The 19,990-nt window shown below is 40.6% G+C and carries 13 protein-coding genes; 3 read left to right on the forward strand and 10 right to left on the reverse strand.

Features of this window, described 5'->3' with window-relative positions:
- Nucleotide 1 precedes the first annotated feature (1 nt).
- From KNP87_RS13305 to KNP87_RS13340, 8 genes are all read right to left on the reverse strand, one after another.
- Nucleotides 2–1,939, reverse strand: a complete 1,938-nt coding sequence (locus KNP87_RS13305) for a pLS20_p028 family conjugation system transmembrane protein (RefSeq protein WP_214721980.1) — start codon at nucleotides 1,937–1,939, stop codon at nucleotides 2–4.
- A 26-nt stretch (nucleotides 1,940–1,965) separates the two neighbouring features.
- Nucleotides 1,966–2,382: a hypothetical protein gene (locus KNP87_RS13310; RefSeq protein ID WP_214721981.1), complete on the reverse strand. Its 417-nt coding sequence runs from the start codon at nucleotides 2,380–2,382 to the stop codon at nucleotides 1,966–1,968.
- A 16-nt stretch (nucleotides 2,383–2,398) separates the two neighbouring features.
- A complete protein-coding gene (locus KNP87_RS13315) occupies nucleotides 2,399–2,653 on the reverse strand; it encodes a hypothetical protein (protein ID WP_088838321.1) in 255 nt (84 codons plus the stop codon).
- Nucleotides 2,654–2,665: 12 nt separating this feature from the next.
- Nucleotides 2,666–5,032, reverse strand: coding sequence for a VirD4-like conjugal transfer protein, CD1115 family (locus KNP87_RS13320; protein ID WP_214721982.1), 2,367 nt, complete (start codon nucleotides 5,030–5,032; stop codon nucleotides 2,666–2,668).
- 25 nt (nucleotides 5,033–5,057) lie between these two features.
- Nucleotides 5,058–6,152: a hypothetical protein gene (locus KNP87_RS13325; protein ID WP_214721983.1), complete on the reverse strand. Its 1,095-nt coding sequence runs from the start codon at nucleotides 6,150–6,152 to the stop codon at nucleotides 5,058–5,060.
- A 93-nt stretch (nucleotides 6,153–6,245) separates the two neighbouring features.
- On the reverse strand, nucleotides 6,246–6,470 hold the full coding sequence (locus tag KNP87_RS13330) for a TrbC/VirB2 family protein (RefSeq protein ID WP_214721984.1): 225 nt from the start codon (nucleotides 6,468–6,470) through the stop codon (nucleotides 6,246–6,248).
- Between the two features lie 14 nt (nucleotides 6,471–6,484).
- Entirely contained in the window at nucleotides 6,485–6,673 is a 189-nt protein-coding gene (locus KNP87_RS13335; protein ID WP_214721985.1) for a hypothetical protein, read from the reverse strand.
- 350 nt (nucleotides 6,674–7,023) lie between these two features.
- Entirely contained in the window at nucleotides 7,024–7,512 is a 489-nt protein-coding gene (locus tag KNP87_RS13340; protein WP_214721986.1) for a helix-turn-helix domain-containing protein, read from the reverse strand.
- Between the two features lie 403 nt (nucleotides 7,513–7,915).
- Here KNP87_RS13340 and KNP87_RS13345 point away from each other — a divergent pair, with 403 nt between their 5' ends.
- The 3 genes from KNP87_RS13345 to KNP87_RS13355 all read left to right on the forward strand — a co-directional run bounded on the left by KNP87_RS13345 (nucleotide 7,916) and on the right by KNP87_RS13355 (nucleotide 12,896).
- Complete coding sequence (locus KNP87_RS13345; protein WP_214721987.1) at nucleotides 7,916–9,547, forward strand: hypothetical protein; 1,632 nt, start codon at nucleotides 7,916–7,918, stop codon at nucleotides 9,545–9,547.
- Nucleotides 9,548–9,944: 397 nt separating this feature from the next.
- Nucleotides 9,945–11,960, forward strand: coding sequence for an acyltransferase family protein (locus KNP87_RS13350; RefSeq protein WP_214721988.1), 2,016 nt, complete (start codon nucleotides 9,945–9,947; stop codon nucleotides 11,958–11,960).
- Nucleotides 11,961–12,149: 189 nt separating this feature from the next.
- On the forward strand, nucleotides 12,150–12,896 hold the full coding sequence (locus tag KNP87_RS13355) for a hypothetical protein (protein ID WP_214721989.1): 747 nt from the start codon (nucleotides 12,150–12,152) through the stop codon (nucleotides 12,894–12,896).
- Between the two features lie 690 nt (nucleotides 12,897–13,586).
- Here KNP87_RS13355 and KNP87_RS13360 read toward each other — a convergent pair.
- Nucleotides 13,587–13,901 carry a hypothetical protein gene (locus KNP87_RS13360; protein ID WP_214721990.1) on the reverse strand — a complete coding sequence of 105 codons (315 nt, stop codon included), beginning with the start codon at nucleotides 13,899–13,901 and terminating at the stop codon, nucleotides 13,587–13,589.
- An 11-nt stretch (nucleotides 13,902–13,912) separates the two neighbouring features.
- On the reverse strand, nucleotides 13,913–19,822 hold the full coding sequence (locus KNP87_RS13365; protein WP_214721991.1) for a DNRLRE domain-containing protein: 5,910 nt from the start codon (nucleotides 19,820–19,822) through the stop codon (nucleotides 13,913–13,915).
- Nucleotides 19,823–19,990 lie beyond the last annotated feature (168 nt).

Consider the following 19,990-nt stretch of genomic DNA (forward strand, 5'->3'; position numbering starts at 1 on the left):
CTCACTCCTTTTTCGGATCTAGACGCGGAACATCTGTTGAGTACATCCGGGACGATTCCTGCGTCACGCGCGTCTGGGCTTGTTCGACATGCTTGAGTTCTTTTTGTGTCGTAGTCTCAAGTGTCTGATAGATTGATTTTCGCTGACGCTGCGTTCCGGATGACGTCTCCTGCGGCGATTCACTGATGGATGGTGAGTCACTGGAAGAGCTAGACAAGGTGATGCTCGGAGACACATTCTCTGTTGTTTCTACAGAATGAGCGGACGCGCTAGTAGTCGTTTTGTCGAATGCTGTCGAATCCACTGAAGAAGTAGCCAGTTTGCGATTTACTTTGGAAGTCTCCATAGATGGTGAGACCGGTTGTGGGGAGATAGACGTTTCAGGTGAATCGAATGCATCAGATGAAGCAGCTTCTCGTTCAATCGACGGCGAATCCGTAATCTTCGATTGCGTAGCAAGTATTGTCGATTGCGAAGTCGATGGCACAGGTTTTGCTTTTGCGACAGAGTCTGGACGATGTGGAGCGGATTCGGGTGATGCTGCAGCCTGAGCCTCTTGCACCGTACCATGCATTGGCATCTCAACCAACTCGCTTTGTTGGTTCTCTGGTCCTGCTGGACGAGATGTCCGCTCTTGTGCTTGTGATGGATTCTGAACACTCTCAGGCGCACGATCTGGACGACTCGCGGGTGTACCGCCATTCGGTGGCGGGTTCGGTGGCAATTTCGTACTCGCTGCTTCCGAGACAGAAGGATTGGCAGGGCGTGATGTCATCTTCATCGTCTGACCGGCGACACGAGCGCCCACTTTCGCTGTTCCTTTCCCGACAGCATACGCACCGAGTGCGACACCCCAACCGCGCTTCAGACCGGCATCAATCCCGAAGAGACGTTCGACCATGTTTGGTCCATCAATTAAAGCGGCAGAGAAGGCAATCAACGCAATCAAATAGGCGAGTCCGTCCAGTGTATCGGCCAGGTATGCCGTTCCAATCGTATAGAGTTTGATCGAAACGAAGATCAGAATGATGACGAGAAAGGTGTTCAAGATGCTTTGAATGACCTTCTTCGTCTTTTGTCCGCTGTGTAGATCAGCGGGTGCCACTAAAATCGCCAAGACATAATTAAAAGCCAACTCGAACGAGAGTCGAGCCAGCTTGTAGGCAATCGAGAAGAGGGTGAAGCCCATCACCCCGAGCGTGACGAGGATTGTCAGCCAGTTCGGGTGATACCGGTAGTAATATTGGTTGTTCCATTCAACGCCACTTTGATCTAATTCAATGTCAGTCATTTCTTTCCCATTCCAAGCTAGCTTATTTTGTGAAATGTCTTCACCTTCTTTACTCAATCGGTACTCATCGCTATCAAATACATCATTGATGTCTATATTCTTGATTTGACTTGCTGGAACGGAGTTCGGTCCTTTAATTTTCGTATCTTCGAAAGCGGTTTTATCGTACTCGACTAAATCATGTACATTTTTTTGAAGTACTGATTGCGATAAAGTATGATCCTGATTTTCATACATGCCACCTTGATTGAAGCTTGTAATGGCAGTGTCCGTAAATTCACTTGTTTTTATCATCGTAGGAGATAGTAACCCTAAAACTAACAGCGTGATGAACAGATTGATTAAAAAGCCTTCTCGATCAAATTTTTTCTGGAAAATCATCAAGTAACCGGTAAATAAAAAGCTACCAGCTAAAATAACATATAAAAATGGCTGAATCGTCTGAACGAATTCAACCACTTGAGGATTATTAAAGAATGTTTTTAAGAGAAGAATATCGTTCGTAATTTGTTCAAGACCATCGATAATGAAGGAGAGACCTCTAACGAAAAGCCAACCGACAGAACGAAGTGCATCGCTTACTAAATCACTGATGCTCAATAGGTCTTGAAATTCTTCAAGTTTGGATGATACGTCTCCATTAGCCATGATGGTTCTCCCTTCTCTATCTACTTTTAATCAATGAAAGAGGTTACTTCATCTTCGAGCGTTTTGCCACTTAACGTAGTGAGATCAAGAGAACTCACTACTTTACCATCCTGTAGTTTGTACAGACGACCACCCTTTAATTCTCCATGTTCATCTGTTGCACGATCTTCTAAGTCTTTCCCGTTAGGTTGAAAAGGATTAAACAATTTTACTTGTACTTCCTCCTTTTCGGCGACTTCTTTCACTTTATCTACATAAGACTCAAATTCTGCTTTGCTGTCGCTATCGACAAGTATAAACTCATTTTTATTACTGTCTTTCAACTGATCTATTTCTTTTACAGATACTTGTTCGAAAGACTGCGTTTCACTCTTTTCACTACAACCGACTAAAAGTAACGCAGAGGAAATCAATAGTCCGGAGAGTACTCGTTTCGTTTGCATGCCTCCACCCCTTTTCCTATGATGACACTTGTTCCGGACCTGTCAGGTCATCATTGCTGACGTGGACCCGAAAATCGAATGTGTCTATAAGCGTAACAGTTTTTCGGTCGCCTGAGTCTGGGTCTTCTTCCTCAAATACGACTAAAAAGCCATCTTGGGTTTGGATATTCAATACTTCACCACGACGGAGGCGCTTCTTGTTCTCCTTGATGATGGTCGCGATGACCCGGAGTTCGCGCTGGACGCGTTCGGTGCGTGTCAGTTCTGTCATATGATGCCCTCCTTAGACGCCATGACGAAGTTTCTCGAGTCGTTTGCTGATGATCGTCTTCAAAAAGTGACGCTGGTTGTCAGTTACGGGAATCGTTTTGTCTGTGATTCCTTGTTCGAACGCCGTGATAGATAGGGTATCGTATTCCGTCGTCTCGAAGATTGAGCGTAGGATTTTTGGTTGCAGGACATCACAGACACGCCATTCTGTTGCATCAGATGTCTCCTCATCCGTCTGAATGTTCTTCAATGCAACTGAGGTACCGAGTTGGAACGGGATTTGGAGTGTATTCAGGTCGAGATGGGCATGTGCGCATGGAATCACGAGATCATTGATGGAACGTTCTGTATTAAAGTCATCCGCTAAGTATTCATAGCGGTATTTCATCGCTGTCCGTCCGGTCAGGAAGAGCGGGTAGGACTGGATCCGTCTCTTTTGTTTATCCTGTCGCTTGATGACGCGGATGATCAGCATCTCGCCTTCCTTCAGTCCCATCACTTCTGTTGCCGTCAGCAAGCGGCGGCCATCGACGCTTTCCGTCTTCGACTTCGAAAGCGAGAACGTCTGTCCGGAACGCGACTTCGTGACGATTGTCTGTTCGCCGAGCTTCTTCGAGATCAATTCCGCCGTCGACTCGTCTGCCGTCAGCAGATAGTGCGTATTCCCGCAGTTCCCGTCGATTGTCTTCCAATCCTCACCGTACAGATTCTCGAGTTGGGCGTAAGACTGGATGACGAGGTTGAAACGAATATTCCGACCGAGACAGACGGTGATGATGTTCGCCATTCCTTCGATGGCTGGCATGTTCCCAAATTCGTCGAGGAGAAAGATGACCTGTCGTTCACACCGTCCGCTTGTCGCTTGTGAGGCGACGCGAGCTAGTGAGGTGTAGACTTGTTTGACATAGAGCGAGGCGATGACGTTCAGTGTCGGATCATAGTCCGGGACAATTAGGAAGACGGCGACCGGACGCGGGTGCTGGCGAATCTCCCGGATGTCGATCGGGGCATCGGTCGTCCAGTCGAAGATCCCATCCGCCTCGTCCTTCCAACCCGATAGTGCCACGGTGTACTTTTGCCCTTCACTTTCCACTGTGATGGTAGATCCGACATCGAGCGTTTCTTCATGATGCAGCACGAAACTCCCGTCGTCGTCCGTCGTTAAGGCAAGCTGTTTCCCACTCGGGAAGTAGAATGTGAGTCGTGACAAGGGAAGCGCACGTCCGCGGATCCAACGGTTGAAGCCGATCAGTTTCATGTCGAGTGAGTTTTGTGCCGTCAATCGTGCCGTCGCATCAAGGGTGAAGATCCCGAGCTTGGCATTCGTGTTCGCCAGGATACTGGCGCGCGTCTGGCCACCGGAGAAATGAAGCGTCGCATACTGCATGCGTGCCGGATGATTCTCTGGGAACGACGCGAAGAAGGCGTCGAGCGCCGATTGTTCCTGTCCCATGTCATCCGTGACTATCCGAGATCCGAGATCGGACAGCATCAGGGCGACGTTATACATCGTGATTTTCTCCGGTTCGTGTTTCCCCTGTTCACAAAGTCCAAGAATCAAGGCGGTACAGAGGTCCGTCGAGGAATTGCTCCAAAATGGATCCTTCGCTTTCGGATCATGGTAAAGCATGTAGGCGACCGATCGCGCATATTGTTGGGCGAGCGAATAATTCTCATCCAGATAGGCATCGATCGTCAGTTGCAACAGGTTATAGGACATCGATTGGGACGGGTTCATCAGGTTTAGCACCTCGACCTGATACCCGCGCGCCTCGAGTGTTTCTTTGGAGGCGGCGAACAGTTCGCCTTTTGGATCATTGATGATCAGGCTCGCTTGGCGTTCGGCACGGCTGTAGAGATCGATTGTCGAGAAGACGAACGTCTCACCTTTCCCGGACCGGGTCGTCCCGATGACGAGGTTGTTGACAGCACTGTCATCGATATAGAGGCGATCGTGATAACGTCCGACCGGGACGCCACCGGTTCCGGTGTACGTCTCTTTACGGTCTGGAACGTCCCGATACTGCTGTTTCAGCTCTTGGAACGTCGTGAAGCGGGCACTTCCTTTCTGTGCTGCCTTGAGATCACGGAAATTGAGCCAATACTTCAATAAGAGAAACACTCCCAGTAGGAAGCAGACACCGAACAAAACGAAAGCGAGGGAGGTCGACCAAGCCAGGGTCGTCCACCAATTCGGATCGTATTGAAGCGGGGAACCAGTCGTCAACTTCCCGTCCTGAAAGAGATTTTGGATTGTCTGCTGCAGGAACTGAAACGCGACATTGAGTACTAAGAACAATACAATTGGTAAAGCGATCAAAAAGGCAAGACATCGCCACAGCCAAGCGGAGGTTGCGAGGGAACGAAGTGAGAAGTTCATCATTATTTCAGTCACCACACTTTCATTAAAGAAGAGAAGAAGCTTGTCTTTGCTTTGCTTCGAGCGACTCATTGAGCTTCTCGAGTTCTTTCTTGTCCGTTTTCTCCGATAACTGTCGTTTTTGATCTTCAAGTGCTTGAATCTCTTCATCCAGTTCGACAAGTGTTCCCACTTGCTGTTTCAATTGTTCGTCTTGGATCATCTTGACGCTTTCTTGTGCCTTCGTTACATCTTTCAACGCGATGTAGGCACGTGTCTTCGCCTCCTTGCGCGCGGTCGTCATCTCGACGTCCGGGATGGAGACCGCACGTTTATAGTCTTTCTCTAGGATGGCGAGATCGAAGGCACCTTCATCGGTCGGGTGGACTGCTTGGAAGGCTTGCAATGTCTCTTGACGGTCTGTAGCGAATTGCTTCGACTGCATGATGATCGTCTCGACGTCAATCGGATCGTTCGTCACAGCAACGGCCTGATCGTAATCTTGCTTTTCGACATACTGCGTGACGAGAAACTGTTGTTGTTCGTTGCTCAATGACTTTTGTTTTTCCAGACGTTGCATGAGTGGATCGGTCTTGCCATTTAATGCTTCTTCATAAAGTGGTTGCCAATCCCCTGACGATGCTGCACGGACATTGTTTGGTGAGTCGGGCTGTGTCAGTTGAACGATGGATAGCGCACCGAGTAGTAAAAGACTCACACCACTGACGCCATAGACGAGACGACGTTGTCCTCGACGTAAGCGGGAGACGTGTGTCGTATCCGGATGTTGCTGAGTCGCTACAGTCGTCATCGTCTTATAGGATTCCGGTGTCAAACGTTCCAAGTTTTCGAGCAACAGGATCTTCTTCGTCGCATCCTCCTTCCGGATTCGGATGCGTGGGATCCTTTCTTTCAGCTGCAAATAAAGATTCGGATAGGTCGGATCACCAAACTGGAACGTTCCTTTGTAGACGAGCTGGTCGGCATCATCAAAGATTCGGAACTCGCTCGCAAACCGTTCTTTCGCTTGTTGTGCATCTTGATGCACTTGCGTCGATAGTAAAAGCGCCTCCTCGTACGGGAGACGCTCATAGTTCGGTAAGGCTTCTTTCGGTACGTCGGTGAAGCGGACAAAGAGCATAGATTTCCCTCCTTTAAAGCAAGACAACCTAACAAAGGGCAATAAAAAAAGCCATCCTATTTGGAATGACGATCTGTTTGATTGCTTGTTAGATTAGAATTTGATATTGTCGTTGACCATCTCCGCTAGCGTGACGGCACCCATGATGATGATTAGACCGATGGCACCGCCGACGAGCCAATTGACTGCCTTCGATCGTCCGCGATCCCCACCGAAGATGAAGTAGAAACCAGCAACAACGAAAGCAATGGCTGCCGCGATGACGGCTAGTCCTTGAAAGAACTGGAGTAAGCTGAGTCCTGTCTCATTCAATCCCATCTGTTTTCCTCCTCTCAATCCCGTGACGCGGATGCAGGTGATGTGAAGTTCAGTTTTGAGTCGAGTGCTTCTAAGATCAGTTCCTGGTTCTCCTGAATGACGAACTGATGCTGGGCATCGAGCCACTCCTCATAATCTTTTCCTTGGATTCGGAGTAACTTCTCGGCAAAAGTCTTATTCTGCTTCTGTTCACGTGTCGGCATGGCGTACACTCCTTCCTTGAGGTTGATGTGCAGCAACACATCCTTAAGGACAGTCGAAGTCGAGTAAGGCGGTGGGTTTAGAGCACGTTCTCCCACAAACTCTAATGTCCGGTACCGGACATCTGTCTAGGGTTTTTCGCTGACCCTCAACGAATACGTGACCTGTGGGCGAGTTTTAGGCGACTCTCGCCGAACCATTTCTGCGTATATCCCGCTCATTCGGTCACAGATGAGGGACACGCCAGTATGTGATTGGAGGGACTGTCCTTAGCGATATGCTGCTACGGTCATCAATTTCTCTTGTCATGCATAATGTTATTTCATTAAGTAGATACTTATATATAGATGGTTTACTGGTAAACTAGTCTTTTACGTGAGACATGAATCAATTCATCAGTCGGATGCTTCCGTTTCGCGATGACTTGATTGTTGCCGACAACGGTCCGAATTCGGTAATAGATTTGCGAGATCTCTTGTGTCTCTTGACTATCGCACTCGATGGCGATCCTGCCATGAAGTTGATACGTCTTACCGTCAAATGTGCGGACGGAATCCGCAAGCGGGAGTTCTGCTAAGTCGAAGCGTTCCTGCTTCAAGCTCGACCAGTTTCGTTTCTTCTCAATCCTTAAGTCGAATTCATCCCAAGGGATGGATCCCAACGTCTGATCACAGGCTGTCGCAAGGATCTGGACATCTAAGATAGAAGGGAGCGAACGATTTCGTTCATAAGCGCTGATCGCCGCCTGCGAAACCTCACCATATGTCTTTTCAGACAACTCCACCTGACTCCAACCATGCTCTAGACGTTCACGTCGTAACCACTCTCCGAATCGGTACATAAAACATGCTCCTTTCCTTCGAGAACCACTATATGACAATGTCTTCCTGGTGATAGTTCGAATATAGCAGATTATTCTGTAAATTCAAGCTAATTTTTAATATGACAAAAACATTTCTTTTGTCGAAAAATGTCGATGCGTTTAGTAGCAAGGCGTATTCTGTTTCTTCAATTCTATTAATAATTCGCTGTCTTTCATTTGTAAAAAAGTAGCAATATCTTCCCCTTGATTTACCTAAGTATTTTTAATTTTTAAAACGAAATAATACTTATTTTTATCTTTATTTAAAATCTTATTTACGAGAATCGATAAAAACAAGAACTAAAAGCACACTCTTTAACCTAAAATTAAACAGCATATATAATTTTTTCTAATCTAAAAATAGAAAGGTGATGAGGAGAACTTGAAAAAATGTATAGTTGGATTTGTACTACTATTTTTCTTTTTTAGCTCACCCGTTTCAGCAAGTGTGAGTCTTCCTAATGTAAGTCAGATCAATGAAAGTATCTATGACAGTTATGTGATTCGCGGTAATACACTCTATTATTCGGATTACGACGGAACAAAATTGTATGACTTGAATACTGGAACCTTGCTAAGGATTGATGATACCTATGATCAATTGTTGGATGTTAGTACGGACCAAGCATGGACTGTCCAAAAAGACACCGATGATTCGACCATATCCATCCACGATAAGTTCGGGGAAGCAGTAACTGAGTTATATCGCGTTAACTATAACGGTATGAGCTTTGAATTCGGATACAGTATCCAGGCAAAATTTTTGCCGAACACCTCGACTCTAGTCATTGCCACAAACGATAATTTAATTTTCTATGATGTTAAAACAGACAGTGTGTCTTTTATGCGTGGAATAAATACAAATGGCATATTAAAGGTCTCTAGTGAGTATATTACAATCGGAAACAGTTCTTCTATTCGAGTTATTGATCATCAAGGACAAACAATAACAGAAATTTTACCTTCGGAACAAATAATTTCTTATGATTTAACTTTATCAAATGAGTTAATTTATAATACTGTGGGTAGCCGTGTTTATCGTTACAAGGAAAACTTTGAACAAGCCATAATTTCTCCTTTGAGAACATATCAAAAGATTGATTTAGATGAGAGTGGATTATTTTTAGGAACCGAGGACGGAAGTCTATATGACACTGAAACTTCAAAAAGAATTTTCTCTAACATGGCACGAGGAACAATTGCTTTTAATGAAAACTCCTCAAAAATTCTGATTTTAGGTGATTCTGTTCGGATATACGATACTAAAAATTTAAATAAGCGTACTGTGAATATGAAAATCAACTCAAAACTCAGCTCAGTGACTGAACGAAATGAACTAACACCATCAATTATTGTTACTTCAAAAAATGGCTCTATCTCTACAGTTACTTCTCCTATCACTTGGCGTACTGATAACTCGCAAGTTGTCTATTTCTCCAAAGGAAAGTTAATCGCCAAGTCACCAGGAAAAGCTACCATCAAAGCTACTTTCGAAGATTTCACAGCGACTTTAAGCATCACAGTAAAAAAAGATCCTCGACCATCTAACACACAGTGGTTAACTAGCCAAAAGAATACTTTGAATCTACGAGGTAGTTTTTTGAATGCACCTTATAAAATCTATGATGTATATTCAAAAGTTAAAGGGTCAAATGGTAAAATTTATTATTACAACGAACTTTATACAAATGGGGTTTTTAAAGAGAAGTGGCTATATGGAACTTATCGTCAAAAGAAAACTGTTGATGAAATTTTACTATCATTGAGCATGGAAAAGAGAACGGACGTAACAGAAAAGCAGATAGTCAGTGTGTTTGGTAAACCTAAAAAAGTGTTCAAATACGAGGATGGAATGCCTTCTAAATTAACACAAGGATCTAAAACCTTAGAACAACATAAAATAAAGCGAATCAGTCTGTATATTTTGAAGAAAAGTCATGCTTTGGAAGTAATTTATGACGACAAGGGATATGTTCGATACATGCACCTGTACGAATCTCAACCTGACTACTAAGTAACAGATGTTGCTCACATACTAAAAAGCACTAGAATTCTTTGATACTAAAAGAATTCTAGTGCTTTTTAAATTACGTTAGTATAGGTAGAAGTGAAAAAAGATGTAGATAAGCCCTAGAAAGCACTATAAGAGACCCGAGCGATAGCATAAAACATTCAATATTCTGATATAAAGTCTAAAAATTAAATGAAGCTAACATTGTAACTTTTTAATAAAGCTTTATGAATGAAGTTGGTATACTATAGAATATGAATTCTTAACTTATGCTATCTTTCAAAGATTAGCAATAGAAAATTCTTAACTTTAAGATAAGAATCACTTCCATTGTTGATTTATTGAATAGGGTATTTTTAAGAAAAGAGACAGAAGAGAAAAGTATAGGAGCTAATGTCAAATGAATCAGCAAGAAAGTCGTCCTCAAAAACTTATCAATACCAAAAGTCAGTTTCGGCCGGAAATCGAAGGGCTACGTGTCGTTGCCGCCTTACTCGTCGCAGTGTATCATATCTGGTTCAACCGTGTGTCTGGCGGCGTCGATGTGTTCTTCGTCATCTCCGGTTTCCTGATCACGACGTCGATTATCTCGACAATTAACCGGACCGGTGAATTCCGTTTCCTGCCGTACGTCACGAAATTGATTAAACGATTATTGCCGTCGGTCTTGTTCATTTTGGCCGTCGTGCTGGTACTCAGTTCATTTTTATTGCCGCAATCGATCTTAGAGAAGACGATTCGTGAAGTCGTCGCCTCGATGTTCTTCTACCAAAACTGGCAGCTCGCGATTTCAAGTACCGATTACTTGGATGCGAGCCAGATGAAGTCACCGGTTGAACATTTTTGGGCTTTATCGATTCAAGGGCAGTTCTACATGATTTGGTTTGTCCTGTTCTCGTTCATCTTATGGATGGTCAAAAAATATGCGATCAAAAATGTCAAACCGATGATCAATACGATTTTAGGGGTATTGTTCGTTACGTCGTTAAGCTACTCTATCTATTTAACCGAAGTCAATCAACCGTGGGCCTACTTCATCACGATGACACGGGTCTGGGAGTTTGCTTTAGGTAGTCTGCTCTGCATCAATCTATCTTCAATCCATGTTCCGAAATGGATGGCCACTTTAATGGGATGGCTCGGCCTTATTGGTCTTGTCCTGACAGGTATTCTCTTTAACGTCTCGCAAATGTTCCCGGGCTACATCGCTTTATGGCCAATGACGTGTGCCCTGTTCATCGTCTTGTCAGGAACACGCGATACGACGTTCGGTATCAAACGTTTCCTCGGATCAAAGCCGATGGTCAAACTCGGAGGAATCGCATTCGGGATTTACCTGTGGCACTGGGTTCTGCTTGAGTTTTACCGCTACAATGTCCAACAAACACCGGGTCTCCTCATGGGAACGGTCATTATCCTGTCGTCGATCTTGTTATCGTATCTGATGACGGAGTACATCGAAAAACCGATCCGCAGTGCAAAAGTCGACCGGTCGGCTTTCAAGAAGCTCGGCATCATGATGAGCATCAATGTCCTGTTGATTGGCTCACTCTTTGGACTTAAATACTTTGAAGAGCAGGAACTGAAAAACGGCGTTAGCGCAAACGATTATCCGGGAGCAATGGCCGTCAAAGTTTCTAAAGAAATACCAAAGAACGATCCGTTCCCGTCCTACGCTACTGCCTTTGATGACCTGCCGCTCGTCCACACTGATGGTACTAACCAGGGACTGAGCAAAAGTGATGTCAAAGTCGGGGAGTACGGTGAAACGAAAGACTATATCGCGACGATCGCTCTTGTCGGTAGCTCACACTCGGAGCAATGGTTCGGAGCCATTCAGGAAGCAGCAAAAGGTGAGAAGTATCGGATCTTGAATATCACCCGTTCCGGAACCCGTTTCTCGACCGGCTACGATGATAACGTACTAAAAGGTATCTGGAATAAAAATGTCCTCGAGTATTTGAAAGATGCCGATGTCGATCTGATCATCTCGCATGTCACGGCAGCGGATGCGACGAAAGATAAGATTCATCAACAGATGGTCGATCAGATGCAGTACGTTAAAGATGAATACGGCATTGACGGTCTCGCGCTCCGAGACAATCCGCGTTACAGCTTCAACGTCCTCGAATCGCTCGAGACGACGAGTATTGAAGAGACGACGAAAAAGATGAACGACGAAGTCAACCAACGTGATGAAGCGTACTGGAAAAACTTCGAGAAAACGAACAAGTCGCTCTACAAACTCGACTTGACGGACTACTTCCGCGTCAACGGCGAGTTCCGTCCCGTCATCGGGAATGTCGTCATCTATCGTGACGTCAGCCATATAACGAACTCGTATGCGGAGAGCTTCGGACCGGTCTTTAAAAAGAAGCTGAATGAAGTTGTGACAGATATCTTGAAGAAGAAATAAAGTAAATACATTATCTCAATTAACTTGATGAAAGATATTTAAGATATTGATAAGGCGGAGGATTACTCAAGTGTAATCTTTCGCCTTATTTTCTTGCTAGTTTCAATATCCAAATTCTTATTTGATTCTTAAGTAAAATAGGTCAATTTATCGTTTTATAGATTACCTTTTGATAAAGGAGGGATGAATTTGAAAAAAAATATGAAAACACTTCTATCATCTTTGATTTTAACAACAGCTACTATAATACCTATTTGCCCTACTGATGTGGGAATCGCAAAATCGCAAAATAACAAACAATATGAAGTTTTTAATAAGCTAAAACTTAATGCTACAATAAATGATTCTGCAACAATTATTTATGGGAAAGAGGCTGAAAATAAAATTTGTGATAGCACAGAAGATGAAGTGAAAATTAATGTTTTGTGTAGGGAGAGTATGTGGAGTTCAAACGAGTTTTATAAAAACGGAAAGCTTCGCTACTTGAATTATTCTTTTTATTTATATCCGGAAGATAAAAAATCATCTGATCCTGGTGAATTTACAAGCGGAAGAATGGTACTCGTATTTAAATCAAAAGAAAATAGTAAAGACTTACATTTAGTAGAAAAAACTTGGTCAACTTTATCAAACGAAAATACGCACAAAGTGTATGATAGCAAAAAAATAAAAAAGGGAATGACTAAAAACCAATTAGATTCCATCATGACCGGAAAAGGTGTTGGCCCGCATGAGAGTGTCACATACACAGACTACTCTAAAGTCGGTTATCAAGATGGTGCGTCAAAACCCAATTATAGCAAGCCTTCCAAAATTTATTCCTACTCAATTACGAATCAAAAAAATAATAAGCATTACTATTTTGAAATGAAGTACAATAAATCGAAAAAGTCAAATACAGTTTCATACGGTGAAATATCAACTGTTCGGAATTGAATTCGTTGATTAAAAAAGGGATGCCTTAAAATTAGGAATAACTCTTACTTGAATGAATTCGAGACGCTTAAATATTTAAGTCCTGGCTTATCTAATAATGGATCTACCTTCGATTCTTTACCTGTTCCAGAAAAATATATATCGACTCGAATTAGAAAACATTATTTAAAAAATCTATATATTGCCAAATCTACTCATGAAATTAATGAATATCCAGATGATACTCCATTTTTCATCATCTTCTGAAGATCTTTTTATCAATCAGGCAGTGAGCGAAACAAAAAAGAAAAAAAGTATACTACGAGAAACTAAGTAACGTATATTGTTACAGAATCTATGATACAGATCATAATAATGAAGTTGTTATTTTTAAAGTAAAGTACTATATCATTTTTTGATTTTTATTATTTTTTAACTATGGATTATTGTTGTAACCTATCAATAATCAAAGATTTGTGCAATTGTATCTAATAAAACGGGTTGTTCATAGCTATACCCAGTCATAATATATATTTCCTCCATCAATATGTTTTAGTTTTGAAGTTTAGCCAATATTTCAAAATCATCTAAATCCACATGTTGTATACCACTTAAAATAAAATACAAAATGGTTGACGATCTACAATAGATCATCAACCATTTTTAGTTATTTTAAAGATTTCAGTTCCAACATTTCTTCCAGAAAATTATTTAAAGCATTCCATTGATTATGACAATTGCCATAAATAAAATTCCCCAAGTAATAGACTTAGTCAAACTTTTCTCGATACCATTATACACTACGACTAAAATACTCATAAAAATAAGTGAAATAGTTTTTGCTAACAATGACATAGATACGTCTTTTTCAACAAATAAGTTAATGACTACTCCAATCATCAAAAGAACAGCTATACTTATTAATACTTTTCGAAGTATCTTATCATAAGCAGTAGGATTCAGTAAAAATATAATGACCGAAATAGCAGTTATGAGCAGGCTAGCATAGTAAAAAAAATCACTCATAAATGTTCTCCTCAATAAAATTTAATGTATTCATATTTTCCCTTTTTACCGAAGAAATAATATTTTTTCCCTTTCTTTTTATGAGTTTTCAAAAATCGTTTTAAGATTATTACCACTATATCTCCAATTGAGAAATCGATTGCCGCAAGAACACTGTTAATAATTGCTGCTCGAATAAGATTTCGAGTCTTCTTTTTAATATGGAGACTTGATAACGCATCATCAGTTGTACTTTTCAACACTTTTTGAACACCATTCTTAAGCTCTTTATTTAATTTTCTAGTATTTTTATTTGACAAAGCAATTCTTATGGGACGTAAAACAGGAATTAGCGCAATAGCAGCGTTAACAGCACGTTTTACTTCTCGTGTACGTATACTCAATTCTCCATTAGGATCAATATTCATAACTGGATTACCATTCGCATAGTTATATCCATTTTGAGTTAATGGCTTTTCATCTTCACCTGGGTGTGTATCTAATGCTAAGAAAGTAGTATTTTCTGGAGAGTAATAACGCGCTTGTAGATAATAGTTGCTTGTTTCTACATCATAGTAGTAACCTGCATAGCGAATAGGATTCTCCGTAGCCAATGTACCTTCAGTACGTAACTCATTTCCGTATGCATCATACTCATACGATCCTACAACCTTATCATTTTCGTCACGAATGCTTAAGACATCTCCACGCTGATTCGTAATGTATTGATAAGATTTTGTTTCAAACGCACCAGCAGCGTTTTTAGTTTTAGTAATCATTCCTAGTGGGGTTCCTGCATTCCATTCATAGTAACGATACTGTTTAACACCATTTTTATCTTTAACAATTTCCATACTTAATACTTCATCACTATAAAAATATTGATAAGATGTTTCTCCAACAATTTTAGTTAATCTCATTCCATTTTCATCGTATGTGTAAGATGCAACGAGTTTATTATCAGAGAGAGACTCAACCTTTGTCAATCGCTGTTGCTGATTATAAGTGTATTTGTATTTGTCATCTTGAATCAAGTTTCCATCTAAATCAAACTTAAATGGAATACCATTTTTAGTAGCGATTTGATTTGCAGCATTGTAACTAAACGTCATTTTTTTACTGTTACGTGTTAAAGTTGTCACATTACCTACTTTGTCGTATTCATACGTGTTAACAGAACTACCTGGTAACGTTTCTTTAATTAACTGGTTATTGTTATTATATTCAAATGCTGTTGTGCTACCGTTCACACTCTCAGTTGAAATGTTTCCATTTTTAGTATACGTGTAGCCGATATTATAAGGAGTACCACTTTTACCAATGTAGTTCAAACTGCTTAAGAAGTTTGAATCGTTGTTTTGAGCTACTTGTTTGAGTAAATCACCATTCAATGTGATTGTATTTTTATTATTTACCACATCTAAATCGTGTTGATATTTATGAATCAACGTGGTTCCTAATAAATAGCTTACGTTACCAACCTCATCGCTATTCTCTTTATATTCATTAATTCTATTGAGAACAAACTCGTCATTGTAACCAGTCATTTGATTCAACAAGCGTTGTTGTGCATCATAGGTGTATTTTTCATTGAATACGCCAGTTTGATACTTGCTTAATAAATTAGTTTCAGCGGCATACTCAAACTGTTTAAAAGGACTTCCGTTTCTTTCAATTGAAATAGGATTTTCATTCTCATCATATTGATAAGAAATACTTTCGTCCCCGTTTTCATATTGACTTAGCAAATTATTGTTATCGTACGTATAGTTTCTAGTGATACCAGACGGTAATTTGGATTGGCTCAATTCACCATTTTGATCGTATTGGTATTCAAAAGTCATCGTTGGCATAGATGCTTTCGTCACTTGATCATTTTCATTGTACACGTAAGATTTATTACGTCCTAATCCATCTGTCAATGACTTTAAATTTTTATTATCATCATATTCATATTTCGTAGTATTACCATTTCCATCTGTAACTGTAGAAATAGTAGTCAAATGAATCGGATCATAACTGTAAGTTGTAGAATGATTGTCACTATCAACTTCTTTAATTTTTTGATCATAGATTGAATACGTCTCAGAAGTTACATTTCCTTTTTTATCTGTAAGAACTAATCGTCTTTCATCATCGAAATAGTCATATTTCTCAAATGTGTCATTTGGGTACGTTGTTTTGATAACTCGACCATAACTATCGTAAAGATAGCTAGTAATTTCATCTTTTGTTTGAGAGCTCATTAACAGCGGACCTTCATACGTATTTGTAGTCTTCTCTCCCACAGAATTTATCGAACTCAATAGTTGATTACTTGAGTTATAGGTATAAGTTGTGACTCCTTCGTTACTCTGCGAGGATAATAGATTTCCATTTGAGTCAAACTCGTTAATTTCAGATTCACCGTTTGAATCTTTAAACTCTACCATATTTAGTTGATTATCGTACTTGAACGTACTTGTTCCATTATCTTCAGGTTCCAATACTTCCGAAACTGCATAAGAATTATTAGCTGCATCCCGTTTATAGATTTTTTCATTGTCATTAGAATCTAATACAGTATATTCATTTTCGTTAGAATTAAAATCATATGTCTTTGTAACGGATAATTCTGCGTTTGCACTTTGCTTATCAAAAATCGTTAGTTTATTTCCTTCGATATTAAAAGCAGTCTCATTTCCTTTACCGTCAATATACTTTTTCATAACTCCATTTGTATCAAATTCAAACATTTCTGTAATCGTACGTGTTGTTTTTTGACTACCAACAATTGTTTTAACTAAGTTGTTTCCTGAATAAGAGAATGTAGTCCAATGATCACCATATTGAACTTTACTGATAAAATCACCAGTATAAGAAATTACTATTTTTTCTTGACTCGCATCTCTATTTGCTTCTGAAACTTCAATAATTTGACCTAATTCATTTCGTTTAAAGTCAATTTGGTTTTTAAAAGCATCTGTATACGAAGTGATACGATAGATATTTTTTGTGGAATCAAACTTAAATGTTTGAACAAATTTATCTTTATCTATCATTACAAATGAGTTGTCAGTTTTTTTTATATCTTCATACAATCCTTTAGGAGAAAGGTAACCACCCGTTGAATTCTTTTTGAATAGATGAACTGTACCATCTTCATCCTCATAACTCACATCGCCATTACTTAATTCTTTCAATGACTCGTTCCCCATGAAAGTCCAACCTTTTCCTAAAGCTGAAACTTTTGTAGATCGCGAATTGTAGCTACGGTTAAACGAGTATTCTAAGTTACGCGTATAAAGTGTTTCATCTGTAAACTGTAAAATCTGGTTCCCGCTTGTAATATTTACATAGGAATTTGCGTTTCCAAAATCATCTTCATCGTAAGTGAAGTATTCTTCAAGACCAAGTAGTTCATCTCGAAGTGCAGGTTGTAGTGTGCTTGTGGTTGATTTATCACTTAGACCACGCTGTCCTGTTACCTTACCCTCTTCAGACTCATATGCTGTGTCGTCATCATCGAAATAGGCTACTACATTAGCTGTATACGTTTTACCTAACTCATATGTTGCTTTAGGCGTCGTAAAGGACGTTGTCCCTTTGACTTTGTATTTTTCAACCGACGTCCCATTATTTAATTGCACCTCGTAGTAATTTGCACCGATTGATGGCGACCATTTCATTGTCAAACTCGTTTTATTTTGAACAAGATTATCGTCGTTTGCTGTGATGCTTAGATTTTTCGGCGCATATAGTTTCATGTATCCGTAGTTAACGTCTGATGAAGGAGAATCACCCGCAGCTGACGTTGCGATGACACGAACACTATAGCGCTTTGAACTATTACCATACGTGGCACTAGGATCAATTGGAAGTTCAGCACCTTTCGCGATGCTTACAGTATCATCAAAGTTCACGTCATACAGATCTGTAACTCCCGCTTTAATCTGATCATCTGTCGGCCAGATTTTTTTGCCCTTCGTACTGATCGAAGTCGTATCTTTTCCTACAGTATAGTTTTTATACACGGAACCGTTCCAAATCCGAACTTTATAACCTGTCGCGTTGGCTACTTTGTTCCATTTGACGTTTAACCAGCCACGACCTTTATTGATTGTGTCTGCTTCACTGTACGTTCCTGTAGTTACCGTTGGTAAATCTGGTTCTCCAGCTGGGACAGGAATCTCTTTTGAAATAATTGTAGACGTTGGGCCGTCGCCCGTCGGATAAACCGGTACAACTCGGAATTTGTACGTCTTTGTAGTCGTTGAACTACCTAAGTTTGCGGAATAAAATGCGGAAGGATCGACCGGTAACTCTGTTCCAGTTCCATCCAGCTTGTATCGTGAAGAAGAAGAGAAAGGTGCTTTCGGGAACATCTTCTTATCTTTCGATGTCCAATTCAGTGCACTCCCCGTATAAACCGTCTCATAACGGTACCCGTCAAACATTTGGAGTTTGTATGAAGAAGCACCAAATACAGATTTCCAGTTGACGTTCACAGAACCTGTTTTCGCAGTCGCATTGTCCAACTGAGCAGACATCGTCGGTGTTGGCATTTGATCATAGTGATAGGCGATGACTAATTTCGGCTTGTTCGCACTTTCCGAAGCGGTAATCTTCTTCCAGTATGTTTGCCCGTTACCGTTCGTGTGCAGCTTGAAGCCCGTGTTTGGTCGTTCCTCGGATACCCAAGCTTGAAGGGTGGACTTAACATCAAGCTTCGCCCATTCATCTCGACCGACTAAAGTCGAAGAAATTTTAGTCGAGGATGGCTTATTGTTCCAGTTGACTTCATTGATTGCCCATTTACTGTTGGCTTCATCGACCCACAGTCCATTTTTCTGTGTCGCATAATAAGCATGCGTAACGTAGGCTTGAAGAGAAGCTGAGTCAATGACAGCTCCTTTGAGCTCGTTTGCTACACTAAATTTGATGAACGCATAGTTCGTCCCGGATGTACTATCGTAGTATCCTGTCTGTAACACATATTCGCCTTGAACGGGATCCCATTTTTCATTAAAGTTTGTCGTTGGTGCTTTACTCGAGATATATGCATCGCCTAAAGCATCAATGGAAACAGAAGGATCAACGTAAATCGGATATTTCCGATCACTTGAAGCCAACCACTCTTTATCAATGTCTAGAACGAGGTTATAAGTCCCGTTCGTATTTTCTTCAAGGAGATAGCGCAATTGTTTAGAATATGTTCCTTCGCCTTTCCCCTCATTAATATTCGAATCCATCATTTCAGGCGCTGGAAGGGTAAATACCGCTTCAGCGTTACCTGTTTTCTCAAGAAAATCGATGGAACCATCTTGCTGAAGCACAGGCTTTAGCTTCGTACGTAAAGTATAAGAAAATTGATTAATTCCTGTATATTTTTTAATGATCCAGTCTTCTTTGACCTCTTCATTAAATGTAATATGACGAAGATCGACATCAGGATATACATCGTTATATTGAACCTTATTATTTTCTAATGAAGTTTTACTCAATAAATTAGGATTAATTTTTTGTCCTAGTTTGGAAGCACCCGTCAATTCGAATTCGACTTGATGAGGTCCTTTTTTAAACGTAAATCCGGTATCTTGTTGTAAGTTCTTAGGGAATTCAGCTACTAGCGATGTATTTTCCGTTGCAAGAATGTCTTTATCGGAAGGATCGCTCGATACGGTGTTATCGATTTCTTCGTACGTTCCCTTAGTTTTAGCATGTACTGGTTCTGCGTAAATTTCTTTATACAGTTGTCCCTGATTGTCCTTGAATGTTTTAGTAAATGCTGTGCGTGCTCCTTCAATTTCATCCATTCCGTCAGTAGTGATAGCAAGATTCGATGAAACCTCTTTTTCTTTAGGGTCATCTTGATCTGAATTTGCAAACACTAAGCTTGAAGGAACCGAACTAATTAATAAAGTAGAAGCAATTAGTCCGCTAAAAAGCTTTTTAATATCCACCTATTTCTCATCTCCTATTTTGTAAAAAAATGTAGTGTAAACGACACCACTTGAAATAGTAACATTATAATTACAAATAAAATATAATAATTCTATAAATTGTTATATTTCCTATAAAATCTCTTTCTTTTTTTTTGATCTTATTAATAATTTAGACACATTTTATTA

The sequence above is a fragment of the Exiguobacterium sp. s192 genome, from assembly GCF_018618795.1.
GTDB classification, from domain to species: Bacteria; Bacillota; Bacilli; order Exiguobacteriales; family Exiguobacteriaceae; genus Exiguobacterium_A; species Exiguobacterium_A undae.